We start from the raw sequence: 16,391 nt of genomic DNA, 5'->3' as shown, positions 1-16,391 counted from the left end.
CCGCTTATTGCGGTTGAGTTAAGTCAGGGGTCAGTTCCACGATCCGCTTGTCAAGTTGGCGCGCGACTGAACTCATTGTTATAGCGGGTTTCTTGCCATCAACATACAGAATCATCAGATAACTTCCTATTTTTCCCCGTCGAAATACCGCGATTTCGAGATTCATCGTCACACCTTGTATTTTTCCTTGATTTGTCCACCCACGCGATACCTCCCCAATCTTTTCTTCTAAAGTTAAATTAGTAAGATTAGTAAATTGATATTCATTCTTACCACTACTGTTTAAACCTTTGGAGAACTCTTTAGCAAAAACATCTTCACGCATATCTGCGTCAAATTTAGCTCGCTCGATCTGGTTGGTCAGTTTTTGTGTAAATCCTAGGATTATTTGAAAATGCTGGTCGTCGTTTTTGTTATAACCAAACACACTTGCTGGTTTCAATATCTGGAGACCGCTGACCAGTTTTTGCATGGTCGCAGGTGGCATCTCTACAAAACCTGCGGGTAAGTCTTGTAAGGTCAGGACTAGGTTGGGCAAGTCCGCTGCGGGAGTTGGAATATCCGCAGATAGAGTATTGGGAAGAGAGCGAATTGGAATTGCGATCGACTCTTTGCCAAGCGCACTGGCCAATCCAGCACTAATGAGCAAACATACCAAGAACACAAGTTTTTTTTTCATTCTTATTGCGGTTGAGTTAAGTCAGGTTTCAGTTCCATGATGCGCTTGTCTAGTTGCCGCGCGGTCGAGCTACTTGTCATAGTGGGTTGTTTGCCGTCGAGATAGATAATTGCGACAAAACTTCCTATTTTTCCCCGCCGAAACAGCACGAGTTCGACATTGATGAGTAAACCTCGTATTTTTCCTTGACTTCTCCATCCACTCGATACATCGCCAATCTTATCTTCTAAACTTAAAGGCATAGCATTAGCAAAATTAAATTCCTTGTTGCTACTGTTTAAACCTTTAGAGAACTCTTGTGCAACTTTCTCTTCACGGACTCCTGCATCAAATTGAGATCGATCGATTGCGTTGGGCAGTTGTGTTGTAAATCCCATGACTATTTGAAACTGCTGGTCATCACTCTTTTGATAGCCAAACACGCTTGCTGGTTTAAAGTCAGGCGTACCAGTGCCCATTCTTTTGAGACTCGCAGGTGGCATTTCTGTAAAACCTGCGGGCAAGTCTTGTAAAGTCAGGACTAAGCCGGACAAGTCTGCTGCGGGAGTTGGAATATCGGCAGACAGAGTATTGGGAAGAGAGCGAATTGGAATTGCGATCGACTTTCCGACAACTGCACCGCCCAATCCAGCACTAATTAGCAAACACACCAAGAACACAACTTTTTTTTTCATTACTTCACCCTCTTGCGATTACCATGACCAATCTCTAACTCACTCTACCCCCAAAACGCTATCTTTTACTCTACCGCTTCTAATTCCTCTAATTCTTGTGTAGACTGCCATCCAGCTTGCCAGAGCGATCGATCTTTGAGCTGTTTGGCGTTCAGCCAGAAACGGACATTTGGATCGCAAGCCGCCACCATTTCCGCAAAAACCCATTGACCTTCGTTTTTTCTGTTGACTACTTGAAAGTGCCGCCACCCCCAAGTTTTTTGGTGAGAAGTCCATCGGGAACCAACTAAATAAGGAAATTTTTGTTTTTTCGGCACAGTGTTTTTGTTGACAAATATATGAGAAAGCAAGTTAATTGCATTGACACTCCCCGCCCTATAAGTGCGGGGATTCTAGGTTCACAGTCGCAACTTGCTCAACCAGGGTTGCCCCAAGTAGAGTAGAGGTTACAACTCCCCCAGCGTTACTTTGGGGATGTCCTCCCCTAGATTTTGCTTTAAGCAAAATGTTGATAGCCGCGTTTGTATCTCTGTGCAGGTTACAGCCGCAAACACAAACATGAGTTCTAGCACTCAGAGACTTTCTGACAACTCGTTTGCATTGGCTGCACTCAGCACTCGTGTAGTGAGGGGGAATAGCAACAGCTAGTTTTCCAAACTTGGTAGCAAAATAGTGAATCCACATTCTGAATAGATACCAGCTAGCGTCTGCAATAGATTTAGCTAAGCAGTGGTTTTTGAGCATATTGCTAATTTTTAAGTCTTCGTAGGCTACTAAATCGTTAGATTTGCATACGTTACGCGCCAATCTCTTAGCGTGTTCATTCCGTTGCCTACTTACCCTTAAATGTTTCTTGGAATATCTAGCCCTTGCTTGACGGCGGTTGTTCGATCCTTTCTGTTTTTTATAAATGCGACGTTGAGCGTGCTTGATGTCAGGTTCAGATTTTCTCAAGAATTTAGGATTGGGTTCGTGATATCCGTTGGAATCTGTGTAGAAAGATTCCAAACCAACATCTAAACCGATCTCTTTCCCTGAAAGAGGCTGAATATCTCGACACTCAACATCGACGCAAAACTGACAGTAATAGCCGTCGGCACGGCGCACCAATCTCACTCGTTTAATAGCTACTACTGGATAAGTATGGATGTCCCATTTACCCAGCAACTTTAGCTCTCCGATACCCTTCTTGTCGGTAAAGGTGATACGCCGTTTGGTTGGAATTAGCGACCATCCACTTGTCTTGTACTCAACCGAGCGATTGGATCGCTGAAATTTTGGGTAGCCCTTTTTACCCGGTTTTTTCTTTTTACAGTTGTCGTAAAATCGAGATATAGACAGCCATCCCCGCTCGGCAGCAGCTTGTACTGCCATCGCATTAAGCTCTTTAACAAAGGCGAATTCTTGGCGCAGTTTTGTAGAATACTTGTTCAAAGCAAATCGATCTATCTTGTCTTCCCTTGATGCGTCCATCCAGTAACGAATTGATTTGTTGCGGATGAATTGCACCGTCTGAATCGCTTCGTCGATCGCTCGATATTGAGATGGTTTTGCTTTGACTTTGTATTCAAGGACTAGCATTGATTCTCCCGCGATTTTACGCTTATTCTAGTATACTACAAGCAGAAAAAACTTCCCGTAAAATATCAAAGCCGTCCTATAAGGACGGGATTTGAAACCCAATTTTCTGATAACTTTTTCTGTGGGATGATATTAATATCATAAATAAAAATTGTTCCTTAGTTCAAGTCATTCACCGGATATCCTCCCTCAGAAAGTTCCACATCTCCAACCGTTACCGTCCAGCCCGACTCCCACGCCTAACCCGGACAAAAATTTCAGATTGTTGCCGGCCCTTCTACAAATGCTGTACCGCGTGAAATTCATACCTGCGACAGTTGCTCAGTATTTAATAGAGGAGAACTCCCAACTCTTTACTCTGTCTGCAAGTAGATGGGTTTATTGTAACTTGCAGGAGTTTCGTCGCGGGACTCAAAAATAAAGGCAGTCTCGCGACTGCCCGTGTAATTAGTTATACCTATTCGATAGGGTTGATTTTTCAGCCGATCGACAAATAGCAAATTTATCCAGCACGAACTCAATCTTGAATCTCAAATCTAAAAGCAAATAACCCAGGTTTTAGTTGTGGACAATAACCCCGTTCTGCGAAACTTACTCAAATCTACTTTTAGAGCAGGTTTGACGCTCACTTCCTGTGTCTGCCAAAGCGGTGGGCCGCTTCCGATCCGCAGGCATTTTTCGGGTTCAACTCTCCCTACAAACATTTTTTCAATCCGAATTGTGTCTCATTGACCCTGTAGGGTTCAACAAAAAAGCACTTTTAGACAAGATTGACTAATTTATCTGATTCTGTTGCTGCCCCTTAATTACTTCCGTGTGAAGGCTTGTGGCCCGATAAATCCAGAGGAAGCTGGGGAAGCCGGAGTCGCACTGCATTTGTTTGCAGCCAGAGAGTGATGGCGTGCTTCCGCTGTGGAGTCACGTACTCTCCGGGTCTGATCACGCCAGCACAGACGCCGATGTTTTTAATAAGGGTTTCTCGCTCCGATGAACTTGCACCCTGTAGCAACCTGACTTGGGCTTTGATAAAATCCACGTTCATAGCAGAAAGTAAAAGTAACTAAAGAACTCAGTTAAATAGCGATGCTTTGGTTCCAATTGTAACTCTAAAACCACTTGGTACGAATCCAATTGATTCAAGATCCCCGGGATGGGGATCGGGGCCTCTAGAGCTAGCCAACTTTATTTACTTTATCTGTTTTTGCTAGCAAAAGTGTCACCATGCTAGCAGTTTTGACAGAATTTTCCATAGTTAAGAACTGTTACAAATTTACCTAGCCTCCTACAATAATGCAGAGTTTAGTGCTAACGCTACTCTCCGGGACTCAAAAAATTCAGCACAGTCTCCAGATCCTTGCCTTCTTACGTTTTAGCCTCCCCCATAGGGAAGGGATCGATCGCCAAAAATTCCTCTTACATCGCCCCTCTTAACACCCAGACACTACCACCTCACCCTATTGATTTAGATCCCCGCATATGCCTTGCTGTGGACTATAACTTTAGGCATACGTATTGTTACGGGGGCTACCATAAGCGAGCAAGTGTTAATTCTTGTTTATAGATGATATATTTTTTGGCTATTCTTCCAAAGCCATGATTTGTGTTAATTAAGGCAGCTTTATGATGTCCGCACCAACTAAGACTCGGAACTTCTGAGTCGATACATTTTGCTCTCTGTGGCGATGAATTTGTTTTCTAAATTCATTGGGGACGATCGCACACCGACGACAATTGCGAGTTGCGGCTAATTTTGTATAATTTATAACAGAGTGATTAATTCTAATAATTTAAAAACAGCACAATTTTCAATTTTTTCCCATCCGTCACTCGCTCCTAACAGCCAAAAAGATGGGTCAAACAAATCAATACGGCAATACCCACACCCTCAATCTTTAAAATCCCGATTTCACCTTCGCATTTGGTAGTCAATAGCAGTTATATATGGCGGAATTTGCTAGTTCCTAAACTTAAGAGTAAGTATCGAATTACAGCAAAACAGAAGCAATTAATGCCAAAATAAAAAAATAATTTTAGATTTAAGCTGACTTATTGAGGATTTTGGCATCAATCATTTTTTCATAAAACCATCGTTACAGCCATCATTGCGGTAAAAACAAACCTGGCTTTTGAGTCTGGAGAGGCTGGTCTATGGAGGTTTTGGAAATATTGGACGTACACGATAAATATTGATTAACACGCATCTACAATATGTTTTAGTTTCGCAAAAGGCATCGACCTGATAGCATATAAAATCCCCTCTCGCTGGCTCTGCGAAGGGGAAATAGTCCATGATATTATTGTTTAATACGCTCGATGTGTCGTTATCTTCTTGCACTATCAAGAGGTATGGATTGCTATACCTATCTTGACCCCCTAGCTAAGATAATTTCCCGGTGGTAAACCGGAAAATCATTAACTAAATCAACCTTTTTTCTGGCGTTGCAGCTTAGTTTTCCAATTGGCGATCGCCTTTTGAGCCGGCTCATAACTCTTAGTACCCGACGGCACCAGCGAAGCAGCTTCAACTGCCTCTTTCAACTTTCCTTGAGAGGCACGCAACTGAGCAATTTTGAGAATAGCTCCGCTCCACTCTCCAATCAACTGCTGAGCTTCTTCATGCTTTGGCTGACCGGGCTGAATTTTATTCGCTTGCTGGATGCCTTTACTGTAGGAAGAGGCAGCCCCCCGCTTAATTTGACTCGCAGCCGCCGATAGCAAAGCAGCATTGACATCCTGCTCTTTGGATAGCTCCTCCCACTGAACGATCGCCTGTTTCGACTGATTGTAAACCGCTTGATTCACATCAGGCATTAATTTAGCCGCGCCGATCGCCCCGGAGAAATTGCCCCTAGCAGCCCGCCCGTTAGCAATATCCAAAATCACCAAACTCCAGCGCTCAATATCCTGCTGAGCCTGCGGGTAGAGCGGATCGCTAGGCGGAATCGTTCGAGCCTTAACCACCGCTCTATTAAAACTAGAAGCAGAACCATCCTTGAGGAAAGTTTTTGCCTCAGCCCACACCTGCTGGCTTGAGGGAGGCTGCTTGCTATCAGTCGCTGCTTGTACCGCGCGCGGTTGGTTCTGCGCCACTCCACCACCAGCAGATTTTTGAGTCCCGGGGTTTTGGGCATTCTCAGCAGGCGATCGAGAATCTCCTTCCTGCTGACCGATAAAAATCGATTTGTTCGTCAGAAAAACACCCAACAGCAGCACCAAAGCGGTAGCTCCACTCCACAAAACTAACTGCTGTAAAAATGACTTATCCGATCCCCCGTTATCCGTATCCTCGGGCTGTTGCGAGTTCGGTCGATCGCCCCCCCCACCGCTTCCTGGTCTGACAGCATTCGGCTGCGACACAGGAGTCCTCTCAACCGAGGCATCAACCGCGTTGCGAGTTGCCTCGGGCACCTCCATTTGAGCAGTAGCCACAGCCATTTGCGGGCGATCGATCCCATCAGCCATCGCAACCGTCATATTGCCGTTGCGTCCGGCCAATGCAGAAGTCGGCACCCCAGCAGCATCAGGCAAAATCACCAAATGAGCCTTTCCAGGAGGATTCACCACCATCAAAGGTTCTTGTTTGGGACGCAAATGGTGGTCGCACAGCTCCGGTAGCCGATCGCTCAAGAAACGGTCTAAACCCTTAAGCGTCATGCACTGTCCCGATCGCAGCCCCTCTAAAAGCGCCGTCGTAAAAAATCCTTGACGCAGAGCAGAAGTTTCGCGCGAAACTTGATTCGGGCGGCAAGAAAGCACCGTCGGGATTTCCAGTTCCCGGGCCAGCTCTGCCGTTTGAGTGCCGATCGTTTCCCCCGCCTTCACTGTCTGGCTGCGGTTCATATCCACCAGCACCAACACCGTTTCCGTAGGAGCATTTTTCAGAGTATTCAACAGCAACTCTACCGGAATCCCCGTACCCTGAATGTCAGCCGGATTGCCATCAACAGGCATCAAATAATCCTTACCTTCATAGCTGACACCGTAGCCGCTGAAAAAACACCAAAGTAAATCTCCGTGTTGTAAATGTTCCGCGCAGAGGCTTTCGGTCAATTTCAGAATATTTTCCCGATTCGGATACGTAGATTGACCCCACAGCGACGGCGAGCTATCCGTCATCAACAGACATCCATCCGGCGCAAAACCAGCCTCCTCAGTCAAAAAACCGTAAAGTGCCTCTGCATCCTCTTGTGCATAACTCAAAGGCTGGAGTAACTGATATTGATTGATGCCTATTGCAATACAAGCGTGATGTTTCATCCCATATGCCCTATATATATAGTGGACAGATACATTTAACCCAGTAGAGGCTGGCAATCAGCCTCTACTGTGTATGGCGCGATGTGGTAAGATGCAATCTCACGACTACGCGGAGGTATCTCTCAAAGGCTTTAACAAAATGTTAAAGGCGCCATTTATCTCACGACCAATTGCGTGACCGCATTCAGGGGCAACAAATTGTTTGTTACCTGGTAATTTTGTGTGGCTCTGTCCACACTTTCAACAGCTTTTAGATCTATATTCTTCCATTACGTCTACTACAATACATCCACGTTTAGATGCTTGATGCTTCAACGTTTGAAAGAAACGGTATGCAGCTCATGCTACCATCGCTGCTGCTGTTTTGGTAGCCAACCGACCTTCCGGTGCTTTAGCATCTCGGTAGAGCGACTTTCGCTTAGTCCGCTTACCTCGATCGTTCTTCTTTCTGTTTGTGGCTGCTGACGCCTCGGCGAACCAGGGTTGGATTCGATGGTCAAGCTTGCACAAAACGATAACACATCGCCGTTTAACGTTAAAACGACTTTCGCCTCCTTAGTCAGATAAGTAGTTGTCCGAAGGCAGAACTGAAGTATCTGATACTCCTACTATATTGCAGTCAAAAATTATACCCTCTGCCTGCATTCATAAAATGACGTTAAATTGAATACACAGGTCAGTTTATTTGTTCTATGTGAACTAATTTTCAGCAAACTACACCAAACAGGAGTAAAGCGCCAATGGTCTCTACCGCCCCAAAAGAAATATCCACCCACAGGGAATCGCTATTGAAGCAAAAGCATCCTAAAACTCACAACCATTATAGGTTTCAGGATTTTTTTGCCTTCGATCGCGAGTTTGGTACAATTAACGACTGGAATAAGTCCCGCAACATTTTTACCAGCGAAGACTTCATCATCGGTTTAGTGGAGGGACTCGAAGAAGAAGTAGGCCCGGCGTCCTCTGTCATCATGTATACTATTGGTTGCCAGTGGGGGCTGCAAGATTCCGAATTTTTTCAAAAATGGTTTAGCGCCGAATTCAGCCAGAACATTCGCCAGTCGAATCTGATGTTCCTGCTAGAAACTTGGTGGTGGCCTTTCACTGCTCAAGGTTGGGGTCGCTGGGAAGTTGACATGAGCGATCGCAAACATGGCTGCATCTTCATCAACCTATTTGACTCAGCAGTTGCTCGAACTTTGGGCGACGTAGGCAAACCAGTTTGTCACCTATACGCCGGTTTGTTCGCCGGTTTCTTCGGAGCTCTAGTCAAAAAGCCTCTCAGTTGCATAGAACTCCAATGTTACTCAATGGGAGAAACCTATTGTAAATTCCTCCTCGGCAACCCAGACAAAATTGATGCAGCAGCATTCTGGCTCAACGAAGGTGCCAACGCCCGCGATATTCAAAATCGACTGCAACACGGTGAAATATTGCGGTAAACAACCTGGAAAGGCACATCCTCTGCCCTGCCTTTCCTCCCACCAATTTCGCGATCGCACGCATAGCGACCGATGGTGGGTATCTCCAGGCAGGAAGAAAGATGAAAAGTCAAACTTCATGGTTGGGTAAGTCTGTCCAAGACTTCTTTGGTCACTATAATTGGCTGGGACAACCTTTAGAAACCCAAAATGGCTCGACTTCTGGTCAAGCGCTGAGTTTAACGCGATCGGTAGCAGACTTTTTTCAAGCTATTTCTTGGGAAGGAATTCCCGAAGTAGGCGCCCTACCCCTACCGCCACCCTTGCCAGCAATTTCTATTTCTGAACCTGCCGAAGTCACCATTGACGATCTATTCGACCTCTTTTAATCTGCGTGGGGAATTGGAAATGGCCAATAGTTAATATTGGTTAGTTGTTATTTGTTATTGGTGGTAATTACGAAAACTATTACCAACTGCCAACTGCCAACTGTCAACTGTCAACTGTCAACTGTCAACTGACTTCCTTTTATCAATTACCGATTACCAATTAATTAAAATCATGCACCCTGAGATTGAGGCCCTGCTGGATCAGGCAGAAACCCGCTTTCTAAAAGGCGAAGAACTCATAGCCTTTAAGCGTCAAGCTGCAATCCTCGCCCAGCGCTTGAAAATTTACGAATTTTTGCGAGAGAAGGAAGCAAGCATCTTCCAACCAATAGCCAACAAGCTACAAGAAAAATTCCCCGACGAAAAAGAAGAAAACTTAGAACGATCGCTCAAACACTGGGTTTTAGTCTTGCGTTACTGCGCCATGGCCATGCTGCTGAACGATCGAGATTTTCTCGAACAGCGACTTCTCGACTGGGTTTCCGGTATAGTCGAAGCCCACCAAACTCAAAAAATCGAAGCAACTGTTTGCAATATGTTGCAAACTCGTTTAAAAGAACTGCTTTCCGAGCAAGCAAGAGCATTATTGCAACCATTCTTTGACCAAGCAAAATCAATGATTGTTGACCAAGGCAATAAAGAATAGGCAACAGGTAATACTTTAAAAAATGTAATTCAGGAACCATAAATTATGAGTTATAAGTAATAAATTTAATTTTAAACTTAACCCTCATAACTCCTTTTTTACAAACAATCAATTGCCAAATCCAAATTTCCTACATCGATAATAATTAACCTCTTCCGTCTTCCTTCCACGTCCCCATTGCCGATTACCGATGATTAATATTGCCGACTTGCTCAAACAGCCCCGCCTCCCTGGAAACTACTTTGCCAGCGATGCCTACGTCCGAGGCGACCTCGAACTAGGCCTGCTCGAAAACCGCCGGGGCGATCGGCTCATAGCCCTCCCAGAAACACTGATTCAAGCCATTTATATCGGCTTAGAACAAGAAACAGGCCAAGCCGCCCGCCTCGTGCTTTTCAACTGCGGTCGTTGGTGGGGGAAAAACTTCTACGTGCGCTTTTGCGAAGAAGTCAGCGAATACTACGGCCAGCCAGTTTCCGAAATGGAAATGGTAGAATTTATTCAGTCCTTGCAACAGTGCTGGAAAACTCACGGATGGGGAAAATTTGAATTTGACCCCAGCTATTCCGAACAGGGATTTTTAATAGTAAAGATTGGTAACTCTCTTTTTGCTAAAACAGCTCCCAAGTCGAAGCGGCCGGCCTGTTATTTAGAAGCAGGCATCTTAAGTTCCTTCTTTAGTCAGCTTACAGGTCGGGAACTCCACTGCCTGCAAACCTCCTGCGAATCCTTGGGTTCGGACTGCAACCGCTTTATTTTAGGACTGCGCGATCGCCTCCAACCGGCAGATTCTATGGTCGAAGAAGGACAAGCTCATGAAGCTATTATCAGTCAGCTTTGCCAAAAAAACTGACTCGTGTAACAGCTATTAGTTTATTGTTAATAGCTATCAGCTAGGTTATTGGGCGGCTATTTTATCCACCCGACGATCGAACATTACAGACAGTTAAATTATCAAAAATCTACAGAGTTTAAAAAATGGCTCTAGCTATTTCAAAAAAGTTTGACTGTAACTCAATAAGCTTGGGTTAGCTAAGCGTTTCATTGCTGTCCCCGCTCCCTTCGGGAGCGATATGTTATGAAAGCAATCACCAAGACTTTCTTGGGTTCTCAAGTAACAACAGGTGCAGGCATAAAAATTATCTTTTTAACCCAAGCTTAAGTAGTTGGACAAGATTAATTACACTGCGATGCTCGCAAAGCTTCCCAAGTAGTAATTCCCGAGCATTTTTTGTGTAATTAATTGTGTCAGGTTACTTATTGGACTATAACTCGCACCTAGACAATTCATGACTTACGTTAGAACAATACTCCGGACATAATTTTGGCTAATTTTAATGCTCAAAGTCCTATCGAGGCAACTGCTGGAACTCGATATTTTTTTTAATATCAGTGGTGGAGCCTAACAAGATAAAAAATTACTCTTGAAGTTTAACGCCAAAAAAACGTTACATAACAGTTCAAAAAACTGTCAGTATTGTTAGAAACTCATAAAATTTAAAAACAATCACAACCTCAAACTTTTTTCTCAAACTTAATGGACGCCAATGAACTTCTAAATCGATATGCAGCCGGCGAAAGAGATTTTAGACAGGCCAACTTGCGCGGCATTGTGTTGAGTCCGATCGATTTATACCGTTCCAGCGATGCCCCAACTCTACGTTTGGACAATCTTAACGAACACCAGCACAGACCATACTTAATCGGTGCTAACCTCAGTCAAGCCGACCTCACAAAAGCCCATCTGAGCCGAGCCAACCTCAGCAAAGCCGACCTCAGCGGAGCCAATCTGACCGGCGCCAACCTCATGGCAGCAAGTCTCAGCGGAGCCAATCTCACCGACGCCAATCTCACCGACGCCAACCTAGCGGGAGCTCACCTGAATTGGGCAAACCTAACAGGAGCAATTCTCCCCAAGGCAAATCTCATAGGTGCAGATATGAGCGCAGCAAACCTCACCAAAGCCGTTCTGAGCGAAGCAAATCTAAGTAAAGCCTATCTGATTAAAGCCAATCTCAACGGCGCAAACTTGAAAGATGCAGACTTGACTCTAGCAAGTCTCAAAGAGGCAGACTTGAGCGACGCACAGCTCACCGGAGCCGAATTGTCCAAAGCCAACCTAGCCGGAGCCAACTTAACCCGTGCCGAACTCAGCAAAGCCAACCTCAGCAAAGCTAACCTCAGGCGAACTAACCTCACTCAAGCTTATTTAAACAGCGCGTGTTTGAGCGAATCAGATCTCAGCGAAGCTTGCTTGGACAGAGCAAATTTGTGCAAAGCAGATATGAGCAAAACCTACCTCAGAAAGATTACTTTGAATGGCTGCCACTTAAGCGGTATCAACCTCAGCGGGGCAGATTTGGGCGGTGTAGACTTGAGCCGCAAACTTTTAACCGGAATTAATATGGCAGAGGCATTGTTGAACGAAGCCAATTTCAGCGGTGCTTATTTGATGGAAGCTAACTTGAGTGGAGCCAACCTCAGCAAAGCCAACTTGAGCGGGGCATACCTGATCAATGCCAACCTTTCTAATTCTTGCCTGCGTGAAATTGACTTGAGCAAAGCTAACCTCAGTAAAGCCAATTTGCGGAAAGCTGACTTGACAGGAGCAAACCTCCGCGGAGCCATTCTGAGTGAGGCGGATTTGGGGGGAGTTAACTTGCTTGGAGCCATTCTTCCTAACGGCAAAATCTATCACGGTTAATGCGATACCAGTCCGCTAAAACAATACAACCGTTGCCCCTTGCTCCAAGCATTTCTGTAATCAGTCATTCCCGCTCGAAAATGGTATGACTTTCCTTGATTATTTACCGACTATAGTGCGGTTGATGTCGAGAATCGGAAAAAATAAGCTGACTTCTTCAGCAGTCAGATATTGTTTTATTACCTTTTTCATGACATCGTAGGTCACGGTCGAACTATTACGACTGTGAACAGCGCCTAAAATACTTTGCAACCAAAGCAGCAGCCGATCGCGCAACCGTTCAGTATCATTAATCAACAGTGCTGTCGCCGAATGCCTCAATACCCGCACACCATCTCCACGGCACTTTTCAGTCAGATCTTGAGAACCGCGGCGATATAAACTAGGGTCGATAGACTGCATTTGTGCTTCCACCTGCCGAATAATTTCTTTTTCAGAGGCTTGAAGTTTTTTATAAGCGCTCATCCGGTGATTTAAAGACTGAAAGTAGTCTTTCAAAAATTGCAGCTCTTCGGCAGTGGCGTAGCGTCCGTCTGCTTCCGTGCTCAAACGCGCAAGTTGGCTCAACATAGATTTTTCTCAACTACTAAAATACAAACATATCAGTTTTAAGCTTCTTTAGTACGAACTAAATATTGTCCTACTTGGAAGCGGGTTTCATTAAGCTGTGTAACGATCGAACGAGTAATTAACTTTCCCGATTCTACAACTACTTGACCCGTAATTGGGTGTAACAAATCTTGCTGAGCTCGGCGACCGATCAGAGCTTCCACATTTTCAATAGCATTAATGTACATCCCGGCAGGTATCTGTACAACGACACCCTCGCCCATAATTTGAGCCTGACAAGCAAGTCGCGAATTGGATGCCGCTGTAGTAATGACCTCCAGCGTCCTCCTCTCGCGGCGGTTCATGTCAGACAAACCTTCCATGCCCTCTTTAATGTAAACGTGGCAGGTAGCGCACATTCCTCGCCCCCCGCATTCCTTAAGAACGTCTAAGTCTTTGGAAAGTAAGGCAGCCAGGATATTCGATCGGGTTTCCACTGCCATTTCCTCGGCAATTGGATCGAGTCTAATAATTTTAACCATATTGATTTTTCATCCTGTCAAGTTCAGTATGCAAGTGCGATCGACATATTCAAAGCCAAAAAAATTTGGCTAACACTCAAAAAAGCTAAGATGGCTTGACGACAGCATCAACTTCTGGCTCTCTAACCCAGATTGCATAACCGCTAGCTGTTTTGGTAATCGCTGTTGAGTCACCCCTATTCGCCAACTTAGCCACGATGGCTAAAACCTTCGATGGTTCTTGGACGGCTTTGAAAAAACTGTAATACTCACAATCAACTAAAATAGCAGCCACAGGCAGTTCCAGATCCGGCACCCGAATCCGGCAAGATTGATACTGACTGCGAAACTCAAGGATTTTGGTAGGTGCGACCGTGCGATCGCTCCTCGGAGGCTGAGAATGAACCTGAGATAACATAGCAGTACCTGGCGATCGATTCAAAAAATTGAATTTTTGTCAGCATTCTTTACATATTTTAATACTAGCTCAAGCTTTTTCTATAATTAGACCGATGCAACATTCTAAGTACCGTATTTTAGGGCTAGTCGGACAAGGGCAATTTGGTCGAGTTTTTTGTGCCAGCGTTCGAGAAACTCCCGCCAAGGACTCCCGCCTCACCAGCCAACTGGTTGCTCTCAAAGAACTCAGCCATCAAAAAGCCCCAACTAGCGAATTTTTAAGAGAGCTGTGGTTTCTGATCACCTTGCAGCACCCCAACATTGTCACCTGCCGAGCTCTCGAACACACAGCCACAGGCAGATACTTGGTTATGGACTACTGCGAGGGAGGAACTCTCCGTAACCTGCTCAAACAAGACCGTCCCTTGCGACTGCTCGAAGGTTTACAGCTAGTCATGGAACTTTTAGCAGGCTTAGACTACGCCCACCGCCGAGGCGTAGTTCATTGCGACATCAAACCCGAAAATATCCTCCTCACTCTAGGCTCCAAAGGTTGGTCGCCGAGGCTATCTGACTTTGGCATCGCCCGCCGACTTCCAGAAATCGGTACAACTCGCCTCCACCAAGAAATTTCTCCTGACGCTACCGTAGGTTCCCCCGCTTACATGGCCCCAGAGCGGTTTTACGGTCTTTATTCCCCCATGTCAGATATATATGCAGTGGGAATTTTGCTGTTTGAGTTGCTCATGGGCTACCGCCCTTTCGGCGGAGCCCCCGGAGACTTGAGGTGGGCGCACCTGAATCAACGCTTGCAACTTCCCGACGCCATCCCCGAACCGTTGCAAGCAATAGTCAAAAAATCTTTGGAAAAGCTGCCGGCCCGCCGTTTTGCCAGTGCTTCCCAAATGGCTCAAGCTCTGCGACTGATCATGTACGACCCCGCTGTCAGGCAATTGGGCGACTGCATTGTTCCTTGGGAAAACCCCACAACCAACAACGCTAAAAGCCTGAAGTCGGACACTGACTCTGCGCTGGAAGTCGAAGAGGAAAAATCATCACAGCCGGCTATTAATTTACTTCGGACTGTTCGTTATTCGGTTTTGCAGCCAAAACCGCTAATACTTCCTGCACCGCTGACTGCTTTAATTGCCACGGAAAAGTATCTCTACGCTTCTATAGGTAAAGAGGTGAAGGTTTGGTGTCAGCCGGGACAACACGCAGTTACAACAGAAGAAATGCCGACTTCTATATTAATGCCGGAAATCGTGCGCGGCATTTTACCTGCTTCCCACGGCTGCTGCGTTCTCACTCAGCAAAAACTTTACTGGCAGGGCGACGATCGATCTGGGGAGCCTCAGTGCCTACTGGATATGGGTTTAAGGCAAGGTGCAGATGCTTTTAAAGCTGCTATTGATTCTCAGGGTCGCTGGTTGACAGTAGCTGTTCCCGGCGAACTGCGTTTTTATGCTTTAGCTGACAATAGCACTGCGGGCGATCGAGAAAAAGCCCTAAAGCCGATCGCTACTGTGGCGTTACCGGAACACTATTTACCAGAATTAACGTTTTTGGATCGACGACACGTTTTAGCCGTTTGGCCAGACAACGAACCAAAAAATCCCCAAACTATTTTTAGAGTTTACACTCGCCGTGGCACATCAGTGGGTTCTGTAAAGTTGTCTGCCAGCGTCGGACAGATGTTGTTGACACCTGAGCCTTATACCTTGCTCGGAATTCCCCAAGGTGGTAAAGCCGCTGTGTTGTCGATGAAATTGTGGCCGCTCAAGCTAGCGCGAATTCCTCTTGAAAGTTTGCCTGTGTCTGCTTGTGTAACTAAGTGGGGATGGGTGTTGGCAGATGCTGGGGGGCAGATAGCAGTGTTAAACAGTCAAGGGATTCAAGTAGGCAATTTTAGTGGCCCTGCCTCACCTCGGGCGATCGCCCCTTGGGGCAGCACAGGTTTGGTGATTGCTGCCAATACTGAGTCCGAGACTCACTTGCACTTTTTAGATGTAGATGTTGAGGAGACTAACCCGCGATCGAATCTCAAAGGCTGATAAATGGTCTAACTGAAAATGTTTGGGGGTGGCTGTAATTAAGGAGATTGTAGTTGCGGGCGATGGATTTGTGTGGGGCTAGGACTTGCAGGTGGGCGATCGATCCGATCGCATACCCCAATCTCCCTGAGTCAAGTACAACGAATGCAGGCACTACTCATATATATATGAATCAGATTGACCAATCACCTAGTGCTGTGGTGAACAGGGTGCGATCGGGCTGACACCGTAACCAAAGTCTTAGTAGCTCTGACTAAATCCAATTATATCCACCTCTGAAGTATTCTACAGACGGCTGTCAAAAACGAGATGGGGGTAAAAAAGCAGGTTCTGGCGTTAAAGCAGATGGGGCGATCGGATATGGGAGCCGGAAGGAACACCCGAAACCCATACGGTGCATGGCTTCAAAAAAAAGTCGAAATTATTTTCGCAAAACGCTTGACAAGCCCTTGCGAAATAAGTATATTAATAAAGCGCCAGAGAGAGAGCGGTTCACACCGCGAACTTAAGGCACAGA

18 protein-coding genes and 1 pseudogene are annotated in these 16,391 nt (G+C 45.7%); 8 read left to right on the top strand and 11 right to left on the bottom strand.

Annotated elements, in window-relative coordinates; all coding sequences use genetic code 11:
* Positions 1-4 precede the first annotated feature (4 nt).
* The 8 genes and pseudogenes from JGK22_RS21765 to JGK22_RS21730 all read right to left on the bottom strand — a co-directional run bounded on the left by JGK22_RS21765 (position 5) and on the right by JGK22_RS21730 (position 7,701).
* Complete coding sequence (locus JGK22_RS21765) at positions 5-679, bottom strand: hypothetical protein (RefSeq protein WP_293313639.1); 675 nt, start codon at positions 677-679, stop codon at positions 5-7.
* 2 nt (positions 680-681) lie between these two features.
* Entirely contained in the window at positions 682-1,353 is a 672-nt protein-coding gene (locus JGK22_RS21760; protein ID WP_293185458.1) for a hypothetical protein, read from the bottom strand.
* A 65-nt stretch (positions 1,354-1,418) separates the two neighbouring features.
* The gene (locus JGK22_RS21755; protein WP_293185459.1) at positions 1,419-1,670 is read right to left on the bottom strand and encodes a TIGR02450 family Trp-rich protein; all 252 of its coding nucleotides are present in this window, start codon (positions 1,668-1,670) and stop codon (positions 1,419-1,421) included.
* 58 nt (positions 1,671-1,728) lie between these two features.
* Positions 1,729-2,934, bottom strand: coding sequence for a transposase (locus JGK22_RS21750; protein WP_293185460.1), 1,206 nt, complete (start codon positions 2,932-2,934; stop codon positions 1,729-1,731).
* An 802-nt stretch (positions 2,935-3,736) separates the two neighbouring features.
* Positions 3,737-3,976, bottom strand: coding sequence for a hypothetical protein (locus tag JGK22_RS21745; protein ID WP_293148907.1), 240 nt, complete (start codon positions 3,974-3,976; stop codon positions 3,737-3,739).
* Between the two features lie 1,379 nt (positions 3,977-5,355).
* Positions 5,356-7,191 (bottom strand): caspase family protein, encoded by a 1,836-nt coding sequence (locus tag JGK22_RS21740; protein WP_293185462.1) that lies wholly within the window; start codon positions 7,189-7,191, stop codon positions 5,356-5,358.
* Positions 7,192-7,296: 105 nt separating this feature from the next.
* A pseudogene (locus JGK22_RS21735) lies at positions 7,297-7,419 on the bottom strand (hypothetical protein); the annotation flags it as partial.
* Positions 7,420-7,530: 111 nt separating this feature from the next.
* Positions 7,531-7,701 (bottom strand): hypothetical protein, encoded by a 171-nt coding sequence (locus tag JGK22_RS21730; RefSeq protein ID WP_293185464.1) that lies wholly within the window; start codon positions 7,699-7,701, stop codon positions 7,531-7,533.
* A gap of 230 nt (positions 7,702-7,931) precedes the next feature.
* Between JGK22_RS21730 and JGK22_RS21725 the strand changes: the two genes are divergently transcribed.
* The 5 genes from JGK22_RS21725 to JGK22_RS21705 all read left to right on the top strand — a co-directional run bounded on the left by JGK22_RS21725 (position 7,932) and on the right by JGK22_RS21705 (position 12,351).
* Positions 7,932-8,633, top strand: a complete 702-nt coding sequence (locus tag JGK22_RS21725; RefSeq protein WP_293185466.1) for a V4R domain-containing protein — start codon at positions 7,932-7,934, stop codon at positions 8,631-8,633.
* Positions 8,634-8,734: 101 nt separating this feature from the next.
* Positions 8,735-9,001, top strand: coding sequence for a hypothetical protein (locus JGK22_RS21720; protein ID WP_293185469.1), 267 nt, complete (start codon positions 8,735-8,737; stop codon positions 8,999-9,001).
* 172 nt (positions 9,002-9,173) lie between these two features.
* Positions 9,174-9,647 carry a phycobilisome protein gene (locus tag JGK22_RS21715; protein WP_293185471.1) on the top strand — a complete coding sequence of 158 codons (474 nt, stop codon included), beginning with the start codon at positions 9,174-9,176 and terminating at the stop codon, positions 9,645-9,647.
* 190 nt (positions 9,648-9,837) lie between these two features.
* Positions 9,838-10,500: a V4R domain-containing protein gene (locus JGK22_RS21710; RefSeq protein WP_293185472.1), complete on the top strand. Its 663-nt coding sequence runs from the start codon at positions 9,838-9,840 to the stop codon at positions 10,498-10,500.
* Between the two features lie 684 nt (positions 10,501-11,184).
* The gene (locus tag JGK22_RS21705) at positions 11,185-12,351 is read left to right on the top strand and encodes a pentapeptide repeat-containing protein (protein ID WP_293192603.1); all 1,167 of its coding nucleotides are present in this window, start codon (positions 11,185-11,187) and stop codon (positions 12,349-12,351) included.
* A gap of 99 nt (positions 12,352-12,450) precedes the next feature.
* On the opposite strand, the gene JGK22_RS21700 is transcribed toward JGK22_RS21705, so the two are convergent.
* The 3 genes from JGK22_RS21700 to JGK22_RS21690 all read right to left on the bottom strand — a co-directional run bounded on the left by JGK22_RS21700 (position 12,451) and on the right by JGK22_RS21690 (position 13,839).
* The gene (locus JGK22_RS21700) at positions 12,451-12,921 is read right to left on the bottom strand and encodes a phycobilisome protein (protein ID WP_293187096.1); all 471 of its coding nucleotides are present in this window, start codon (positions 12,919-12,921) and stop codon (positions 12,451-12,453) included.
* A gap of 38 nt (positions 12,922-12,959) precedes the next feature.
* Positions 12,960-13,442, bottom strand: a complete 483-nt coding sequence (locus JGK22_RS21695) for a 2Fe-2S iron-sulfur cluster-binding protein (protein ID WP_293187095.1) — start codon at positions 13,440-13,442, stop codon at positions 12,960-12,962.
* 85 nt (positions 13,443-13,527) lie between these two features.
* On the bottom strand, positions 13,528-13,839 hold the full coding sequence (locus tag JGK22_RS21690; RefSeq protein WP_293187094.1) for a hypothetical protein: 312 nt from the start codon (positions 13,837-13,839) through the stop codon (positions 13,528-13,530).
* A 94-nt stretch (positions 13,840-13,933) separates the two neighbouring features.
* Between JGK22_RS21690 and JGK22_RS21685 the strand changes: the two genes are divergently transcribed.
* The 3 genes from JGK22_RS21685 to JGK22_RS21675 all read left to right on the top strand — a co-directional run.
* The gene (locus JGK22_RS21685) at positions 13,934-15,874 is read left to right on the top strand and encodes a serine/threonine-protein kinase (protein ID WP_293187093.1); all 1,941 of its coding nucleotides are present in this window, start codon (positions 13,934-13,936) and stop codon (positions 15,872-15,874) included.
* Between the two features lie 62 nt (positions 15,875-15,936).
* Entirely contained in the window at positions 15,937-16,098 is a 162-nt protein-coding gene (locus JGK22_RS21680; RefSeq protein ID WP_293187092.1) for a hypothetical protein, read from the top strand.
* Positions 16,099-16,183: 85 nt separating this feature from the next.
* Positions 16,184-16,391, top strand: a 208-nt coding sequence (locus tag JGK22_RS21675; protein WP_293277576.1) for a hypothetical protein, incomplete at its 3' end; no start/stop codon positions are given.

The sequence above is a fragment of the Microcoleus sp. PH2017_08_TRC_O_A genome (assembly GCF_020738665.1).
Taxonomy (GTDB): Bacteria; Cyanobacteriota; Cyanobacteriia; order Cyanobacteriales; family Microcoleaceae; genus Microcoleus.
This window is presented reverse-complemented; position numbering and strand designations above follow the sequence as displayed.

Excerpts from the sequence above, each read along its gene's own strand:
- JGK22_RS21765 (WP_293313639.1), bottom strand. The coding sequence starts at position 679 with ATGAAAAAAAAACTTGTGTTCTTGGTATGTTTGCTCATTAGTGCTGGA.
- JGK22_RS21760 (WP_293185458.1), bottom strand. The coding sequence starts at position 1,353 with ATGAAAAAAAAAGTTGTGTTCTTGGTGTGTTTGCTAATTAGTGCTGGA.
- JGK22_RS21750 (WP_293185460.1), bottom strand. The coding sequence starts at position 2,934 with ATGCTAGTCCTTGAATACAAAGTCAAAGCAAAACCATCTCAATATCGA.
- JGK22_RS21745 (WP_293148907.1), bottom strand. The coding sequence starts at position 3,976 with ATGAACGTGGATTTTATCAAAGCCCAAGTCAGGTTGCTACAGGGTGCA.
- JGK22_RS21740 (WP_293185462.1), bottom strand. The coding sequence starts at position 7,191 with ATGAAACATCACGCTTGTATTGCAATAGGCATCAATCAATATCAGTTA.
- JGK22_RS21725 (WP_293185466.1), top strand. The coding sequence starts at position 7,932 with ATGGTCTCTACCGCCCCAAAAGAAATATCCACCCACAGGGAATCGCTA.
- JGK22_RS21720 (WP_293185469.1), top strand. The coding sequence starts at position 8,735 with ATGAAAAGTCAAACTTCATGGTTGGGTAAGTCTGTCCAAGACTTCTTT.
- JGK22_RS21715 (WP_293185471.1), top strand. The coding sequence starts at position 9,174 with ATGCACCCTGAGATTGAGGCCCTGCTGGATCAGGCAGAAACCCGCTTT.
- JGK22_RS21710 (WP_293185472.1), top strand. The coding sequence starts at position 9,838 with ATGATTAATATTGCCGACTTGCTCAAACAGCCCCGCCTCCCTGGAAAC.
- JGK22_RS21705 (WP_293192603.1), top strand. The coding sequence starts at position 11,185 with ATGGACGCCAATGAACTTCTAAATCGATATGCAGCCGGCGAAAGAGAT.
- JGK22_RS21700 (WP_293187096.1), bottom strand. The coding sequence starts at position 12,921 with ATGTTGAGCCAACTTGCGCGTTTGAGCACGGAAGCAGACGGACGCTAC.
- JGK22_RS21695 (WP_293187095.1), bottom strand. The coding sequence starts at position 13,442 with ATGGTTAAAATTATTAGACTCGATCCAATTGCCGAGGAAATGGCAGTG.
- JGK22_RS21690 (WP_293187094.1), bottom strand. The coding sequence starts at position 13,839 with ATGTTATCTCAGGTTCATTCTCAGCCTCCGAGGAGCGATCGCACGGTC.
- JGK22_RS21685 (WP_293187093.1), top strand. The coding sequence starts at position 13,934 with ATGCAACATTCTAAGTACCGTATTTTAGGGCTAGTCGGACAAGGGCAA.
- JGK22_RS21680 (WP_293187092.1), top strand. The coding sequence starts at position 15,937 with ATGGATTTGTGTGGGGCTAGGACTTGCAGGTGGGCGATCGATCCGATC.